The 16,280-nt window shown below is 67.6% G+C and carries 12 protein-coding genes; 10 read left to right on the top strand and 2 right to left on the bottom strand.

Features of this window, described 5'->3' with window-relative positions; genetic code table 11:
- Positions 1–187: 187 nt before the first annotated feature.
- Together ACFU4Z_RS07700 and ACFU4Z_RS07695 are read right to left on the bottom strand one after the other, a co-directional pair.
- Positions 188–1,600: an MDR family MFS transporter gene (locus tag ACFU4Z_RS07700; protein ID WP_379060588.1), complete on the bottom strand. Its 1,413-nt coding sequence runs from the start codon at positions 1,598–1,600 to the stop codon at positions 188–190.
- Between the two features lie 58 nt (positions 1,601–1,658).
- Entirely contained in the window at positions 1,659–2,426 is a 768-nt protein-coding gene (locus ACFU4Z_RS07695) for an IclR family transcriptional regulator (RefSeq protein WP_379060587.1), read from the bottom strand.
- A gap of 280 nt (positions 2,427–2,706) precedes the next feature.
- On the opposite strand from ACFU4Z_RS07695, the gene ACFU4Z_RS07690 reads away from it, so the two are divergent.
- The 10 genes from ACFU4Z_RS07690 (at position 2,707) to ACFU4Z_RS07645 (ending at position 16,275) form a co-directional block, all read left to right on the top strand.
- Positions 2,707–3,750 (top strand): NrtA/SsuA/CpmA family ABC transporter substrate-binding protein, encoded by a 1,044-nt coding sequence (locus tag ACFU4Z_RS07690; RefSeq protein ID WP_379060586.1) that lies wholly within the window; start codon positions 2,707–2,709, stop codon positions 3,748–3,750.
- A gap of 1 nt (position 3,751) precedes the next feature.
- The gene (locus tag ACFU4Z_RS07685; protein WP_379060585.1) at positions 3,752–4,582 is read left to right on the top strand and encodes an ABC transporter permease; all 831 of its coding nucleotides are present in this window, start codon (positions 3,752–3,754) and stop codon (positions 4,580–4,582) included.
- Positions 4,555–5,343, top strand: a complete 789-nt coding sequence (locus ACFU4Z_RS07680; RefSeq protein ID WP_379060584.1) for an ABC transporter ATP-binding protein — start codon at positions 4,555–4,557, stop codon at positions 5,341–5,343. Before ACFU4Z_RS07685 ends, ACFU4Z_RS07680 begins: the two co-directional genes overlap by 28 nt.
- 121 nt (positions 5,344–5,464) lie before the next feature.
- Positions 5,465–6,490, top strand: coding sequence for an ABC transporter substrate-binding protein (locus ACFU4Z_RS07675; protein WP_379060583.1), 1,026 nt, complete (start codon positions 5,465–5,467; stop codon positions 6,488–6,490).
- Positions 6,487–7,584, top strand: coding sequence for an LLM class flavin-dependent oxidoreductase (locus ACFU4Z_RS07670; protein WP_379060582.1), 1,098 nt, complete (start codon positions 6,487–6,489; stop codon positions 7,582–7,584). Before ACFU4Z_RS07675 ends, ACFU4Z_RS07670 begins: the two co-directional genes overlap by 4 nt.
- Positions 7,581–8,750 (top strand): LLM class flavin-dependent oxidoreductase, encoded by a 1,170-nt coding sequence (locus ACFU4Z_RS07665; RefSeq protein ID WP_379060581.1) that lies wholly within the window; start codon positions 7,581–7,583, stop codon positions 8,748–8,750. The genes ACFU4Z_RS07670 and ACFU4Z_RS07665 overlap by 4 nt, the downstream gene beginning before the upstream one ends.
- A gap of 13 nt (positions 8,751–8,763) precedes the next feature.
- Positions 8,764–9,471, top strand: coding sequence for a class II aldolase/adducin family protein (locus tag ACFU4Z_RS07660; protein ID WP_379060580.1), 708 nt, complete (start codon positions 8,764–8,766; stop codon positions 9,469–9,471).
- A gap of 29 nt (positions 9,472–9,500) precedes the next feature.
- Positions 9,501–10,448 carry an ABC transporter substrate-binding protein gene (locus ACFU4Z_RS07655; protein WP_379060579.1) on the top strand — a complete coding sequence of 316 codons (948 nt, stop codon included), beginning with the start codon at positions 9,501–9,503 and terminating at the stop codon, positions 10,446–10,448.
- A gap of 275 nt (positions 10,449–10,723) precedes the next feature.
- Complete coding sequence (locus ACFU4Z_RS07650; protein WP_379060578.1) at positions 10,724–13,462, top strand: DUF6603 domain-containing protein; 2,739 nt, start codon at positions 10,724–10,726, stop codon at positions 13,460–13,462.
- A complete protein-coding gene (locus tag ACFU4Z_RS07645; RefSeq protein ID WP_379060577.1) occupies positions 13,459–16,275 on the top strand; it encodes a hypothetical protein in 2,817 nt (938 codons plus the stop codon). Before ACFU4Z_RS07650 ends, ACFU4Z_RS07645 begins: the two co-directional genes overlap by 4 nt.
- Positions 16,276–16,280: the final 5 nt, after the last annotated feature.

Raw genomic sequence — 16,280 nt, 5'->3', positions numbered from 1 at the left:
GGGCCTCCCGCTGCGTGGTGGCACGGCTCGACGCGCTCGAGGCAGCGGCCGAAAGCCTTGGCGTTTCATTGCGACAAAAGTCGCTACAATAGCCGTAACCGGACCTGGGCCGTAAATATGTGCTTCCATCGGCGGTTTCGCCGCTGTGCAACCGCATCCAGGTACATCACCCTGAGCGAGGCCAGGGTTATGCGAGGTTCGTGCCCCGGCTCGGCATCATCGCGGACGCGATCACCATGACCAGGGCCATCACCGCGACCGTCACGAACACCAGGTGTACCGCCGCGGACAGCGTGGCGGGGGCGGGGTGGTCGGTATCGCCGACGCGGGCGTTCACGATCGCGCCGAACACCGCGACGCCCACCGCACTCCCGATGGATCGCGCGAACATATTCGTCGAGGTGACGACGCCGCGTTCGGTCCACTCCGCGCTGGTCTGCGCGGCGATCAGGGTGGGGGTGGCGACCAGGCCCATCCCGATGCCGATGACGAAACACGACGCCGCTACCTGGATCAGGGTGGAGTCCTCGTCGATCAGCAGCGTCGACACGGCGCCGAGGGTGGCCAGTGCGCTGCCGATCAATGCGGTGGAGCGGAAGCCGATGCGCAGATACACCTTGCCGGCTTGGGATGCCGCCAGTGGCCAGCCGAGGGTCAGCGCGCCGACCGTCAGACCGGCGACGAGGGCGCCGGTGCCGAGCACGCCCTGGGTGAAAGTCGGCACGTAGGAGGTCAATCCGAGCAGGATGGCGCCGACCAGCATGGACACCAGGCTGCTCGCGACGATTACCCGTCGGGTGAATACCCACAGCGGCAGGATCGGGTTCTCGGCACGCCGCTCGACAAGGACGAACAGCGCCAGCACCAACGCGCCGCCTGCGAAGATGGCGATGCTGATCGGTGCCGACCACGCCCACGCCTGACCGCCCTCGAGGAGTCCGAGGATGAGTGCCCCCGCGCCGACGGTGAGCAGAGCGGCTCCGAGATAGTCGACGCGCTGTTCGCGGCGTGGTGTGCTCTCGGTGAAGCTGCGCAACAGCATCCACGCGGCCAGCGCCGACAGCGGCAGGTTGACCAGGAATATCCAGCGCCAGTCGACGTACTCGGCGAACACCCCGCCGAGCAGCGGGCCCAGGACCGATGACATCGCCCACACACTGGCCAGATAGCCCTGCACCTTGGCCCGCTCGGAGAGCGTGTACAGATCGCCGGCGATGGTCATGGTCATGGGTTGGATGGCGCCCGCACCGATGCCCTGCACGGCACGGAAGACGATCAGACCGAGCATGCTCGTCGCGAGTCCGCACAGCAGCGAGCCGAGTGCGAACACCGCGATCCCGAACAGGATCACCGGTTTCCGCCCGACGGTGTCAGCTAGTTTTCCGTATACGGGGACCGTAACCGCTTGCGCGAGTAGGTAAATCGAGAACAGCCAGGGGAACTGGGTGAAGCCGCCGAGATTGCTCGTGATGGTGAGCACCGCGGTGGCGATGATCGTCGAATCCAGTGCGACCAGTGCTGTCGCCAGCATCAGCGCACCGAGAATCGGGCCCCGCTCGGATCTGAAGCCGACAGATGACTCCACTGTCTCGGTTGCCACCGGGCGGCCCTCTCGTTCGTTCGACTAACCATCTCGGTCGAACGTATCGTGGCCTCAGCTATTCCCGCACGGAAATATTTCCCGCTGTGGCGAACTTGGCAGCGATCTCCTGTGCGGTCACCTTTGCCAGTTCGACGAAGAACGGCACCCGCTCGGGAATCATCAGGGTGGTCGGGCCGCGCAGGCCGAGCGCGAAGCGGCAGCGGCCCGCCGGATCGAGGATCGGCAGTCCGATGGTGCGGAAGCCGGGATCGAGTTCCTCGTCGTTGTAGGCGTGGCCGCGCTCGCGGGTCGCGGTCAGTTCCCTGCGTAGTTCGGCGGGCCCGGAGACCGAGCGCTCGGTGCCCTCTTCGTAGGGGAGCGTGCGCAATTCGTCATCGGTGGTCGCCGACCACGCGAGCAGCGCCTTCCCGAGCGCGCTCGCATGCAGGGGTAGTCGCACGCCCTGCAGCTTGTGTCCGTCGGTCTCGCGCCATCGGCTGGTGCCGAGCAGCACAGCGTGGATGCCGTGCCGGGTCGCCACCGACGCGCTGGCTCCTGTCGTACCGGCCAGCTGCTCCAAGAATGGCTCGGCCAGGTAGATCCGGTGCTGCCGGTAGGCGATCTGGCCATATTCGGCGAGCGCGCCGCCCATTCGGTATCGGCTCGATTCGCTGTCCTTCTCCAGGAAACCCGCCTGCACAAGGGCGGCGAGCAGGCGGTGGGTGGTGCTCACGGCAAGTCCCTGCTGGCGCGCGACCTCCGAGACGCCGCGCTCCTCGCCGCCGCGGAAACAGTCCAGTACCGACAGGGCGCGGGCAACGGTCTGCACTCCGGAGGCTTCCACGCTGCGACGGTAACACAGCGGGGGGAGCTGGCAGCTACTCGTCTTTCCGTTATTCGGAAAGCGCTGTGTCAGTCGACCGAACCCGGCATTCATCGGATCTGTGCATCTCGGCATAGAACGCGTCGAATGGAGGCATTTGGGCTCTGTGGCGACGCCGATATACATCGGAAACGATATGTCAAGCTTTCCAATCCTCGGAAGGCATTACCTCGTGGGTGCCGTCCGGTGTCCTTACTCTGCGAGGACATTGATCGACAATCCCGGAACAGGAGTCTCCACGATGTCCCGCAGGCGGCAAGCTCTCATGCGCATCGCGTTCGCGATCGTCCCCGTCGTCGCACTCGTCGCCGCGTGTGGTTCCAGCTCCGGTGGCGACGGTGGCGGCTCCGCGCAGTCCCTCGTGCTCAAGGTCGTCGACCCCGGCAACTCCGGGCCGATCGCGGTCGGTAAGCGAGACGGCACCTTCGACGCGGCCCTCGCGCCGTTGGGCGCGAAGATCGAGTGGGTCAACACCACGCCGGGCTTCAGCTCCATGCTGAAGCTGTTCAACACCAAGGAACTCGACGTGTCCGGCGCGGCCTTCAGCCCGGTGGTCGGCGCGCTGTCCAAGGACGTCGGCGTGCGGATCGTCGCGGTGCAGGACCCAGCGGGCAAGGACCAGAGCGGCATCATCGCTGCGCCGGACTCCGGCGTGCGCTCGGTCGCCGACCTGGTCGGCAAGCGCGTCGCGGTGAATCCGGCCGCGAAGGGCGAATACATCCTGCTCAAAGCGCTGGCACAGGCGGGTATCCCGGCTGACAAGGTGACCAGGGTTCCTTTGCAGCAGAAGGACGCCGCATCGGCGTTCGCCACCGGAAAGGTCGATGCCTGGGCGTCGTTTCTGGTGCCCTATCAGGAGGGCAAGGCCAACGGCGGCATCGAGATCGCGACCGAGCAGAGCATCGGTTCCAAGGACAACTCGGTGGTGGTGTTCCGCACCGAGGTACTCGATAAGCATCCTGACGTCGCCGCCAAGTACCTCGAAGTGCTGCAAGGGCTCACGGCACGGCAGCGGGCGAATCCCACCGAGTTCGAGAACGTCTTCGAGAAGTCCGGCCCGCGGGCGCTGTCGGGTCAGCGGCTTGCGGACGCCGTGCGCGTCGGCGGCGAGGCCACGGTGCCACGGTTGCCGTCGTCCTCGGATGCGACGGACCTGTCCGACGTGGTCGACCTCTTCTTCGGCAACGGGGTGATCACCCGCAAGATCACCGCCGCCGACATCTTCTACGACCTGCGCTCGAAGCTCACCCAGGAGCAGCTTGCGGCTGTCAAGGCGGGCAACTGATATGACAGTGATCACCGCGGCCGACCCGGTTCTCGCCGCGCCGCGCAGCCGGGTCGAACGGCGCAGGCCCGCATGGCTTTCCATCCCGTTGCGCTTCCTGCTGCCCACACTGATCATCGCGGTGTGGTGGATCGGCTCGGCCACCGGCGCGGTCTCCGAGCAGGTGCTCGCCGGACCGCCCAGGGTGTGGACGGCGTTCACGGAACTGCTCGACAGCGGTCAGCTGGTGGATTTCGCGCTCGCCTCGTTCGTCCGTGCCGCGCTCGGTGTCGCGATCGGCGTGACGGCCGGGCTGGTGCTCGGCCTGCTGGCCGGGTTGTCCGGTCTCGGTGAGGAACTGGTCGATTCGACGATGCAGATCGTGCGTGCGGTGCCGTTCCTTGCGCTGGTGCCGCTGTTCATCGCCTGGTTCGGCATCGACGAGCTGTACAAGGTGCTGCTCATCGCCGTCGCCACCGTCGCGCCCATGTACGCCTACACCTACCTCGGGGTCCGCAATGTCGATCGCAAGATGGTCGAGGCGGCACGCGGTTTCGGGTTGCGCGGGCCGCGGCTCGTGCTCGAGGTGATCCTGCCGTCCGCACTGCCCGGGATTCTGATGGCGCTGCGCGTGTGCCTGTCCATCAGCATCACCGGCCTCATCGCAGCCGAGCAGGTCGGCACCAGAGAAGGAGTCGGGTACTTGGTGACCCTCGCTCAGGAGTACAACCGCACGGATTACATGGTCCTGTGCGTCGTGCTGTATGCGCTGCTCGGCCTGGTGTTCGACGGATTGGTGCGGATCATCGAGAAGTTCGCGATGCCATGGCGCAAGCAAGTGGCGATCCGATGACCGCGGCAACGCTGACCACATCGGCCCGGGACACTGCGGAGCCGATCGCGGTGTCGATCAAGGGCCTGCGAAAGTCATTCGGCGGCAAAACCGTTCTCGACGGTGTCGACCTCACCATTCGCCGCGGTGAGTTCGTGGTGCTGCTCGGTCCGAGCGGCACCGGGAAGACCACCCTGCTGCGGCTGCTCACCGGACTGGAGACACCGGATGCGGGCGATGTACTCGTCCCGGGCAGGCGCACCACCGTCTATCAGGAGCCGCGGCTGATTCCGTCCAAGCGGGTGCTGGCCAATGTGATTGTCGGCCAGCGGCGTTCGAGCCGGAATCGAGAGGCGGGTGTGCGGGCGCTTGCCGAGGTGAATCTCGAGGACAAGGCGCGCCAGTGGCCCGCAACCCTTTCCGGCGGTGAAGCGCAGCGGGCGGCGCTGGCCCGCGCGCTCGTTCGTGAGCCCGAATTGCTGCTGCTGGACGAGCCGTTCGCGGCATTGGACGCGCTCACCCGACTCCAGATGCAGGATCTCGTCGGCGATCTGGTCGCCAGGCACCGTCCGGCGGTTCTGATGGTGACCCATGACGTCGATGAAGCCATTCGGCTGGCCGATCGCGTCCTGATCCTCGACCGCGGCCGCTTTGCGACCGACGCGCACCTCGACCTCGCACGCCCGCGCGATCGCGCCGACCCCGAAATCCTGCGCTACCACACCGAATTCCTCGCTCAGCTCGGCGTCGCCCCGGGGACGACCTCGCCGGACCGCCTGTGATCCGCGACCCCGCGTGACCTGAGCCGCTCGGCCGCCCGTATCCCCCTGCCACGGGACGGTGATGTCCGAGTGCCCGAACCACCCTCGACCGACAACACCTTCGCATCTTCAGGAGTGCTCGATGACCGAAACCCTTTGGTACACCCGCTGCCCCGTACCGACCGCCAGCGGACTCGCGCACAGCCTCGGCTGGCTCGGCGACACCGCCGCCGAGGCCGGGCTGGAATTCGGCGTGCTGCAGGACGCGGGCCCGGAACTGGCGGCGCAGCACTTCTTGCACAACCTGTCGAGCCTGGTCCGCGAGGGCGGCAACGTGCCCGCCATCGCGGCCCGCGCGCAGGGTTCGCCGACCAGGCTGATCGGCCTGACGTGGATCGACGAGGCGCAGGCAATCCTGGTCGGACCGGATTCCCCGGTGTCGACACCCGCCGAGCTGGCGGGTCTGCGCGTGGGCGTTCCGGCGTGGGCGCAGGATCAAGCGCGCAGCTTTCCCCGCGCAATGGCGCTGCACGGCTTCGCGAACGCACTGCGCCTCGGTGGCCGCACCCTCGCCGACGTCACCGCCGTCGAGGTGGGCGTCGAACGGAATCCGCAGGTGCGCACCGCAGCCCGGTCCGAGAATCGCACCACGACCTGGGGCGTCGAGGAACTGCTGCGCGGCCAGGTGGACGCGATCTACGTCAAGGGCGCGCGGGCGCAGGAGGTAGCCAAGGAGCACGGTCTGCGAATCGCGGTCGACCTGGACGCCACCGAGAGCAAGCGGCTGCGCGTGAACAACGGCACCCCGCGCCCGATCACCGTGCACGCCGAGCTGCTGGAGTCGCGTCCCGAGGTGGTCATCGGCTTTCTCGCACAGAGCCTGCGCGCCGCGGACTGGGCAGCGGGCAACCTCGACGGTGTCCGCGAGGTGCTGCAGCGCGAAACCCTGTCCGGTCCCGAAGGAGTCGTCGCCGCCTACGGCGCGGACTTCCACAAGGATTTGCACCCGTCGCTGTCCGACGAGCGGGTAGAACTGATCGGCGTCCAGCAGCAGTTCCTGTACACCCACGGCTTCCTGGCCGCCGAGTTCGATCTCGAATCCTGGGTAGCGCGTGAGCCGTTGGAGCGCGCGCGTGAGCTGGTCGAGTCCGGGAAGGTGCCGGCATGACGGAGTTCCTGTGGCGGCTACCGGCTCGTGGTGACGGCCGACGCGCCGAACCTGGATTGCGCAATCGGGGTGGCTTCGGCGGCCGGTCGGCGGTCACCGCAGCCACCGACGTGCGACCGGGCCGGTTCGGCCCCTTCGACGACCTACACCAAGTCGTGCACGCGGCCGAACTGTCCGGGCTCGATGGGGTGCTCGCACCCTACGATGCCCTCGGCGAGGAATCATGGATCGTGGCAGGCGGTGCGCTGCGCGCAACCAGGCACGCGCGGGTCGTCGTGGAATTCCATCCCGCCTTCGGCACTCCGGTGTACGCGGCGAAGATGTCGACCACCCTGCAGCGCCTGTCGCGCGGCAGGCTGGCGTGGCGCATCGCGGTGGAGACCGATCAGGCCGATGCGCGGGCCCGCGGCGACCGGGTCGTCGGCGACGACCGCTATGTGCGGGCCGCGGAATTCCTGACCGTCGCGCGCGGGGTCTGGAACGAAACCCCGGTTCCGGGAGCGGGATTCGCGGGCACCGGGTTCGACTTCGCGGGTGATCACTACGACGTGATCGACGGCGGTTTCCGCGGCATCCTGTCGGGGCTGCCGTTTCCCGCTGTGTACCTGTCCGGCACCTCGGCGCAGGCTGTCGAGCTTTCGGCTCGGCACGGCGATGTGCACGTGTTCACCGAGACACCCGACGGCATCGCCGCGACGGTGGCCCTGCTAGACGACAGCGCGGCCGCCGCGGGCCGGACGGTCCGCGCCGGCCTCGAACTGCCGATCATCGCCAGGGAAACCGAACAGGAGGCGTGGGCGCGGGCGCACCGGCAGTGGGCCGAGGTGCGCGAGACACCCCCCGCTGCCGCCCTCGATCTCGGCGACGGGCGCTGGGCGGGCTTCGCCGAACTCGGCTACCCGCAGCCGATCGGCCTCGTCGGCAGCTATGAGCAAGTGGCGCAACGCCTCTCGGACTACATCGGCGCCGGAATCGAGACCTTCGTGTTGTCGGGTCACCCCCACATCGAGGAAGTGCACCGCACCGGCGAGCACCTGCTTCATCTCGTCGACCCGGCCGGGCGCACGCTGGCCGCCCAGGAGGCAACGGCATGACCATCGACGTGTATTGGCGCATCGGCATGGAGGGCGACCACGCTTCGCTACGCACTCCGCGCCGCTACAACCGCGGCCACGCCAACGGCTACGGTCCTGGCAATATCGCGCCCGCAATCCGCGACGGTGAACTCGACGGCTACGGCTATATCGACCATATGGCGGCTGTCGCCAAGGCTTCCGAGTCGGCCGGCTTCCTCGGCGGGCTGCTGCCGTCGTTCCCCGTCACCGACGACCCGTGGGCAGTGTCGGCGGCGCTGGCACGAGAGACCACCACCTACCGGTTCATGGTCGCCTTCCAGCCGGGCTTCCTGCACCCATTGCAGGCGGCGCGGATGTCGGCGAGTCTGCAGCGCGCCACCGGAGGCAGGCTGGTCTACAACATCATCAGCGGTGGCGGCGGCCCCGCCCAATTGTGGTGGGGCGACAAGGTTTCCCATGATGACAGATACGCTCGAACCAGCGAGTTCCTCGATGTGCTACGCGGCGTATGGGACGGTGGCCCCTACGACCACGAAGGCCGTTTCTTCACCACCGAGGGCGCCGCATTGCCGCCCGGGCTGGCCGGTCAACCGTTTCCCGAGGTGTATTTCTCCGGCTCGTCTGGTGCCGCCGTGCAGGCCGCGGGCCGCCACGCCGACTACTACCTGTCCTGGCTCGAGCCGTACGCCGACCTGCGCGCGAAGTTCGATGGAGTCCGCGCGCACGCCGAAACCATCGGCCGCACACCGAAGTTCGCGGTCCGTATCGATATTGTCGCGCGGCACACCGAGGAAGCGGCATGGGCGGAGATCGAGAAGGGCTGGGCCTTCGTCGACCGCGATGCCGCCAACCGTGCCGCGCAGGGCGATTCCGTCGGCGCGGCTCGCATCACCGGCTGGGTGCCCGAAACCATCACCGGCTTCCGTGATCTCGAGGTGCAGCCGAACGTGTGGTGCGGCTTCAGCCTCATCCGCGGCGGTCCCGCCTTCGGCCTGGTCGGCAGCTACGAACAGATCGCACAGCGCCTCGACGAGCTGATCGATCTCGGTGTCGACGCCTTCATCCTCGCGGGCAACCCGCATCTCGAGGAGGCCTACCGAGTCGGCGAGGAAGTGCTGCCGCTGCTCGGCCGGTCCCGAATCACCGCACCCGATCCCGCACCATCGCTTTCCCTCGCCCGATAGCACAGGAGAATCCATGACCACCACCGAGTCCCGGCTCTCCGGGGCCGTCACATCCTTCGCCGCCGCCGCGACAAGGGACGCCGAAAAGGCCTTCCGTGTTTTCCGCGAATCCGGCACCGTGACCGGCAATGGCACCGTCAATTTCGTCGAACGCGTGCCTGGTGAAGAGATCGCCGTCGCGCTCAATGAACCCGGTCCGTGGGCCGACGACCGCGTCATCGCGCCGGTCGTCGCGACCTTCGACGGTGAGGTGCTGTCGGGCACCGGATCCGCGGGATTCGTGACCGGCTACGCCAAGGTGTTCCGGGCGCATCCGGAGATCACTTCTGTCGTGCACGTCCACACCCCATGGCTCGGCGGCTGGGCCCAGACCCACCGCACCCTGCCGATCCGCTACGCGGCTTCGCAGCGGCTGACGCTGTCGCGGGAGATTCCACCGCATATCGATCGCACCATCACCGCAGGCGATTTCATCTTGCAGCACCTTGTCGAGGACCCGGATCTCGTCGCCATCTTCGAGGCCAACGGCGGCGCCAACGTGATCGGCCGGGCCGGTCTGCTCGAGCTGGCGAAGTTCGTGGTTCTGCTCGAGGAGGGCGCTCAGTATCAGGCGATCGCCGAAACCCTCGGCGGCTCTGTCGAATTCGATCCGTCCAACCTCGCAGTGCAATGGAGCCGCAGCGGCCTGGCCGATGAGGCCCGCCGCCGCGGACTGATCTGACCATCCCAGTACCGATCTCAGGAGCATTCATGTCCGTCCGTGTCGGCTATTTCCCGCACAACAATTCGCTGTTCGTGCTGCGTCATCGCGGCATCCTGGAACGTCGGCTGCCCGACGTGGAATGGGTCGACCTGCGCTCCCTGCCACCATCGGAGCGTGTCGACCCGAAGACCGGTCTGCCGTCGCTGCATTCGGATTGGCTGTTCACCGACGGCGGCTACGATTTCATCGGCACCGGCTTCACCCCGCCGGTCACCGGCCTGGCCAACGGCCGCGATCTCGTCTATGTCGGCATCTCCGGCCCCCGGGTGGAGAACGGCAGACTGGTGACCGAGGCGAACAGCGATATCCGGACCGTGGCCGACCTGAAGGGCAAACGCGTCGGCATCGCGCACGGCTCTTGGCAGACCACCTTGCTGCTGTTCGCGCTGGAGAAGGCGGGGCTGGGCTGGTCGGACATCGAGCCGATCGACACCGACGTACGCGACGGCGGTGCCGCGCTGCTCAACGGCGATCTCGACGCGTGGGTCGGCGCATACCCGGGGTTGACCACCGTGGAAGCCGCTACCGAACTGCGCACGCTGATCGACACCGAGTCAGTGTTCAGCCACCCGTCACTGTGGTTCACCCGCCGCGATTTCGCCGTGGACAACCGCGCCGCGCTCGAAGTGATCATCGCGGCCCTGCAGGAGTCCGACGCCTGGATCGCGGCGAACCCACGCGAAGCCGCCGCGTACTTCGTCGACGACATCCTCACGCGTGGCGGCACCGCGGACCTCGACGCCTGGGAGGCTGCCCTGCGCGGCAGGCCGTTCGGCGTCAACGCCGTCAGCGAGGAATTCCTCGACGAACAGCAACACGCGGCAGACCTCTTGGCGGCTAATGGATTGCTGCCACGGGCCGTCCAGGTTCGCGCGGCAGTGTTGCCGTGGATCGGCGCGGCAGTCGAGGCGACGAAGACAGGTGCACCCGCCTGAATCCGCGAGCCGCCGCGTGCGCGCGAGTAAGCGTCACGCGGCGGCTCACACTCAGCCACCCGCACTGAGGTCAGGAATCCATCGCCCGGCAATTATGGCCGCCGTTTGTCGGGCAGGGCAGCACTACGCCGTACCGAACGCCCCGCGTGTTCCCGATCCGAGGTCAGCGAGATTTCGAGTAGTCGGTACTCGTGTTCGCTCCGCGTGCGCGCAATAGCTTGGGGATGGCTGATCGGTAGCTCCCTCCGATCCGCGGATGTGGCGAGGAGGCTGCCATGGACCCCGAGGAACTGTTGGCGCAAGTCGCGACTCTGCTGTGGGGGCTGGCGGAGGGGGCGGTGACCCCACTCGCCAGTGCTCTCGACTTGCCGGTGCTCGCCGGGGAGACCGACCCCGCGCTGAGTGGCAAGCTACTCGAGCCGCTGGCGAACCTGCCCGATCAGCACAGCCTGTTAAAGCTGGTGCACGACCTGGTCGGCAATATCAGCGACGCCGGATCACCGCTGCGGGCTCATGGCTGGAAGCGGTCTGACGGGACTCGCGGGCTCGCCTTCGTGCTCACCAAGAACGGCTCTCGTGGAGTGCTCGCGGTATCCCCTGGCCCGGTCATCGATCTGGTCGTCACCCCCAACGCGGTACTCGACCATTCGGTGATCGGTGCGGAGTGGGATCTGACCGTGTCGATCCGGACCGACAACGCGTGGACCGCGACGTTCACCCCCGGCGCCGCCGCGGCGGCGCCCGCGGGCACCGTCTCCCTCACCGTCGGCAAGAGAGCACTTGCTGTGGGAGCGGGTGGACTCGGGATCTCGACGCAGCGCGTCGCGGCAACCCTGGTCGCGTCCCCGGCCACCGCGGCGCACGTCGACATCCATGTCGAAAAGTTCACGGCCAGACTGCTGCCCGCCATCCTGGCCGGGTTGCTGGGCGGCAGCGGCGCGGAGACCTCACCGACCGATCTCACCCTCGCGATGAGCCGGACCGAAGGTCTGCGGTTCGCGGAGGGCCGCGTGCGCGTCGAGCGCAGGATCAACCTTCAGCTGCCCGGCATCTCGGTGCGCAGTTTCGCGGTCGCACTCGCCATGGTTGACGGCAAGTTCGTGCTGCAGCCGAGTGTGTCGGTGTTGGCGAAACCGCCCGCGCTGCCGATGAGCGCGAGCCTCGACGAGGTGGGCATCGGCATTCCGATCCTGCTGCCCGACCGGATCGGCATCGGCACCGACATCGTGGCCGACCTCCCGTCGGGCATGGGCATCGACCTGCTGCTCGGACCGGTATCCGGCGGCGGCTTCTTCAAGAGGCGCGGCGCGAACGCTTACGCGGGTGGACTCGATATCAATCTCGGCGTGCTGCATGTGACCGCGTTCGGACTGCTGCAACTACCGGGAAACAACAACAATCCGCCGCTGTCGCTGCTCGTCCTGCTGGGAGCCGAATTCCCTTATCCCGGTATCCAGTTGGGTTTCGGCTTCGCGATCGACGCGGTCGGGGGACTGGTCGGCATCAACAGGCGTGCCGACGCCGATCATCTGCGCGCACTGGTCAGCGAGGGCAATGCGGATCGGATCCTGTTCCCCGGCAATGCGATTGCCCGAGCGGATGAGATCGTCGGCGCGCTGGAATCCTGCTTCCCGGTTGCCCCCGGGCGATTCGTCGTCGGCCCGATGGTCCGGATCAACTGGGGCGGCCGCATGGTCAGTGTCGCCGTCGCGGTGATTCTCGAACTGCCGGACCCGGTTCGGGTGCTGTTGCTCGGCCGGGCGCTGATCGCGCTGCCGGATCCTGCGGTGCCGCTGATCCGTTTGCAGGCCAGCGTGTACGGCAAGATCGACCCTGGGGTGCCGGTGGTCGAGTTCCTGGTCTCGCTCGCTGGGTCCTGGATCGTCGGGATTCCGGTGACCGGCGAAATCTACCTGCTCTTTCGCGGCGGCGACAACGCGGTATTCGTGTTGTCCGCGGGCGGATTTCACCCCAAGTACACGCGCCCGCCCGGCGTTCCGCAGCTGGCTCGGCTCGCGATGGACATCGGCGGCGGCGTCCTCGGCCTGCGCGCGGAGTCCTACTTGGCCCTGACGTCCAACTCGCTGCAATTCGGCGCGAAACTCCAGCTCGACGCGACGGTCGCCGAGTGTGGGCTCGAGGGTTGGCTCGGACTCGACGCGCTGTTCGTCTGGGAGCCGACCCTGGCGTTCCAAGCGCACGTTTACGCGGGTGTCGCGGTTCTCGCCTTCGGCGAGCGGCTGGCAGGCATCGGATTGGACTTCACGCTGGAGGGTCCCGCGCCGTGGCATGCCTACGGCAAGGGCAGCATCGAGGTGTTGTTCTGGGAGGTCTCCCTGGACTTCGATGTCCGGTGGGGCGATCCGGCGCCGCTCGCGCAATCGACCGAGGATATCTTCGACCATGTCGCCAAGGCGGTCCGGCAACGGGACGCGTGGGCGGTGGAGCGTCCGGGCGCGCAACGCGCGGGCATCAAGTTCACCGAGACGGCCAAGAGGGAGCTCGCGCAAGGCATTGTCGCGCAGCCCGATGCGTCGTTGCGGGTCAGTCAGTCGGTCGTGCCGCTCGACATTGCGATCAATAGATTCCACCGACTCGGTGTGCCCGAACAGACCTGGCGGATCACCTCGGCCCATCTCGATGCCGGGCTAGAGCTGCCACGGACCATTCCCGTTCCTGAGCAATTCGTGCCCGGCGAGTACTTCGCGATGAACGACGACGAACAACTCGGCCGTGGCGCGTTCGAGAAGCGGACCGGCGGATTCGCGCTGTCGAACACCGCTGTCAAGCCCGGACCGGCGCATGTGATGGACGACAGGTACGAGACCGGCTACAAGGTGGAACCCGGTTGGTTCCCCGCCCCGCCCGCCCCACGAATCATCCTGCGCCTGCGCGGCAGCTTCACCGCGGAGACCTTCGCGCGCATGATCACCGCCGCCGAACGGGTGGATCGGTGGCGGCTTGCGCAGCGCCCGTTCGAGAATCTGGTTCCCAAGGTGGTGATGAACCGATGAGTCGTCGTTGGTTCGTATCGTCGGTCGAGATCGGCGCGGCGGCTGTCGCACGGTCGACGAAGAATGCGCGGCCCAGCTTCACTCCGACCGTCGACGTCGGCCGGTCGATCAAGGATCAGCCGCCGGAACAGCCGCGGACGCTGCCGGGCCCCGACCTGCAATTGCTCGGCCCCGGTGACACTGTGGGTTTCGAGCCGTCGATGGTGGTCCGACGTGAGCCGCCGCCCGGTGCGCCCGACGGCGCCGCCGACTATCTCGCGCTGATCGAATTCGCCGACGCGACGCTGCCATGGCTGTTCAGCATTCCGGGACCGGTCAAAAGGCCCTGGCTGGCGCTGCTCGTGCTGGCCGCCGAGGAAGGACGGCCGCAGCAGGGCAGCCCGCTGTGGTTCGTGAACGCGCCCGCGACCGCACTGCCCGATCTCGCCGATGCCGCGTCCTGGGTGCATGTCGAGGCGCGCGTCGAAGGCGACGGACCGCCCAACGACGCCGTCGACCGGGACTATCGAACCGGGCTCGACACCGTCATCTCCCGGCTGATCTGCCCGCGGCGGCTCGAGGCAGGCAAGAATTGGATCGCGTGCGTGGTGCCGACCACGAAAGCCGGTGTCGCCGCGGGGTTGAACAAGCCGATTCCCGCCGATGGTGGGGCAGCTGCTTGGTCGCCGGGGCAGCAGGGCGGGGTCTTGCTTCCGGTCTATGACTGGTGGGAATTCGGCACGGGGGAGGAGGGCACCTTCGAGGACTTGGCCAGAAGGATCGAGCCGGTCGCCGCGGAGACATTGCCCGGCTTCGGGTCCCGCCCGATCGGTGTGCACCAGCCGTGGCCGCACGAGCAGCCACCGGCGGGCGCACCCGCGGAGGTAACCGTGAAGGTGCAAGGCGCGCTGCGTCTTCCGGGTTCGGAGACTCACGACGAGCAGTGGTCCGATCCCGCGAGTAGGGAGCTCTACCGCAAACTCATCAGGGAAAGGGTCGATGCGCCCGCCGGCCGGAGAGTCCAGGTCGGAGTGCCCCCCGACCGTGACGACAAGGCTGTCGCGCCACCTCTGTACGGCAGCCACCACACCGGGGATCAGACATTGCCTCTCACCGGTTGGGTAAGCACGCTGAACACTCAAGTGCAGTTCCGGGTCGCGGCCGCGCTCGGTGCGCGCTACGTCCAGTTGGAACAGGAATTCCTGATGGCACGGGCCTGGGAACAGGTCGGCGCTATCAACGAGGCGAATCGGCTGCTCGCGGCTACCGAGTTGGCCGAGCAGACCGGTACGGGCGCGCAAGACAAACACCTCGCGACGATGGCGCCCGCGCCGTTGACCGGACTTGCCGACATGCTGCGCACAAAAGTCCATGTGGCCGATCAGGGTTCGCTCGAGCAGGTGCTCGCCGATTCAGCGGTTCCCGACGGCTCCGGATCCACCGCGTTCGTCCGGCTCACCCGCCCGCACGGCGCGTTGGCACGCCGGTGCGCACGTGCCGCGGGGTCCTCCGCAGCGGAAATGCCGGCGGGCTCGGTCCTCACCACCGCGGCGGGCGGCACCGAGGTGGTTCCCGCCAAACCGGCGCTGTGGTTCGCCGCCATCTCCGATGCGGTCGGGCCGATGGCGGCGACGAGCGTCGCGCGCGACCCGTCCTCGTTGTTCGCCGCACAGACCTTGGTCGGCCTGGTAGGCGCCCAACGGGAATCGTTCACCGCGCGTGCGGCATTCGGCGGTGCGGACGCCGCGCGGCAACTCGCCGAGGTCGGTGCCTCGATGTCGGAGACGATGGCGGGCGGCGCACTACCGGTGCCGCGCCCGATGCAGTTGCGCGGGCTGCGCCGATCGGTGCTCGCCGAGAGCCTGGCGACGCAGACGCCGACCGAATTCCGGGTGAGTATGGGTATCGAGGCGATCGCGAGCAGTGTGCGGACGGTCATCCGGCCGCTGCCGCTGCAACTCGAGCGGATGAAGGAGATCATCCCGACGGCGTCGGTCGCGGTCCGCGCGGACACCGATCGGAGACCGCTGCGCCAGATCATGGCGCACCCTGAATTCGGATTCCCCATTGCCGCGGAGATTCTCGCTCGCTGGCCCGAGTGGGCGGTCCCGGGTATCACTACCTTCCCCGACAACAGCGCGACCCTGCTGGAAGTCAATTCGGGGTTCGTCGAAGCATTGCTCGTCGGCCTGAACCAGGAGTTCAACCGCGAGCTGCGCTGGCGCGAATTCCCGACCGACGAAGCGGGCACACCGTTTTCCCGCTTCTGGCCCCCCGGCGGCGTGCAACCCCAGTACGGGGAAATCGCGCTGTGGGCCCCCGACGTTCCGCTCGGCGAACACAGCGCCGAAGGTGCGAAGGATCTGCTCGTGCTCCTGGTGCGTGGCGAAGTGCTGTGGCGCTACCCCGGCACGCTGGTGCTTGCCGCGAAATCGGTGGACAAGAAGGTCGAAAGCGATCAGGTGCGATGGCAGGAGCCGAAGTTCGTGCTGCCGGTGGACGAGCGGACGAACCTGTATTGCTTCGACCTCGACGAGCCGACCGTTCGCACCCAGAACTGGATGTTCGTGGTGCGCGAACCGATGCGCGGCGCGCAATTCGGATTCGATCAGTCCTCGACCAACCCCTACGAGCACTGGTACGACCTCGGCTGGCCGGGGGTGCCGCTCACCAATGGCTTTGTGCAGCGGCTCGGCGGCGGGGCGCCACCAACCCCGCAGCTCCCGGATCCCGCGACCTGGCAGAGCGCGGACCCCGCCGACTTCGCCCGGATCATCTTCCAACGGCCGTTCCAGATGGCCTTCTCGCCGAACACAATGCTCGGCCCGGCGTGACACGA

The sequence above is a fragment of the Nocardia sp. NPDC057440 genome, assembly GCF_042802915.1.
GTDB lineage: Bacteria > Actinomycetota > Actinomycetes > Mycobacteriales > Mycobacteriaceae > Nocardia.
This window is presented reverse-complemented; position numbering and strand designations above follow the sequence as displayed.

Bases quoted from the DNA above. Each gene is read 5' to 3' on its own strand.
- ACFU4Z_RS07690 (WP_379060586.1), top strand. From the start codon at position 2,707: ATGTCCCGCAGGCGGCAAGCTCTCATGCGCATCGCGTTCGCGATCGTC.
- ACFU4Z_RS07685 (WP_379060585.1), top strand. From the start codon at position 3,752: ATGACAGTGATCACCGCGGCCGACCCGGTTCTCGCCGCGCCGCGCAGC.
- ACFU4Z_RS07680 (WP_379060584.1), top strand. From the start codon at position 4,555: ATGGCGCAAGCAAGTGGCGATCCGATGACCGCGGCAACGCTGACCACA.
- ACFU4Z_RS07675 (WP_379060583.1), top strand. From the start codon at position 5,465: ATGACCGAAACCCTTTGGTACACCCGCTGCCCCGTACCGACCGCCAGC.
- ACFU4Z_RS07670 (WP_379060582.1), top strand. From the start codon at position 6,487: ATGACGGAGTTCCTGTGGCGGCTACCGGCTCGTGGTGACGGCCGACGC.
- ACFU4Z_RS07665 (WP_379060581.1), top strand. From the start codon at position 7,581: ATGACCATCGACGTGTATTGGCGCATCGGCATGGAGGGCGACCACGCT.
- ACFU4Z_RS07660 (WP_379060580.1), top strand. From the start codon at position 8,764: ATGACCACCACCGAGTCCCGGCTCTCCGGGGCCGTCACATCCTTCGCC.
- ACFU4Z_RS07655 (WP_379060579.1), top strand. From the start codon at position 9,501: ATGTCCGTCCGTGTCGGCTATTTCCCGCACAACAATTCGCTGTTCGTG.
- ACFU4Z_RS07650 (WP_379060578.1), top strand. From the start codon at position 10,724: ATGGACCCCGAGGAACTGTTGGCGCAAGTCGCGACTCTGCTGTGGGGG.
- ACFU4Z_RS07645 (WP_379060577.1), top strand. From the start codon at position 13,459: ATGAGTCGTCGTTGGTTCGTATCGTCGGTCGAGATCGGCGCGGCGGCT.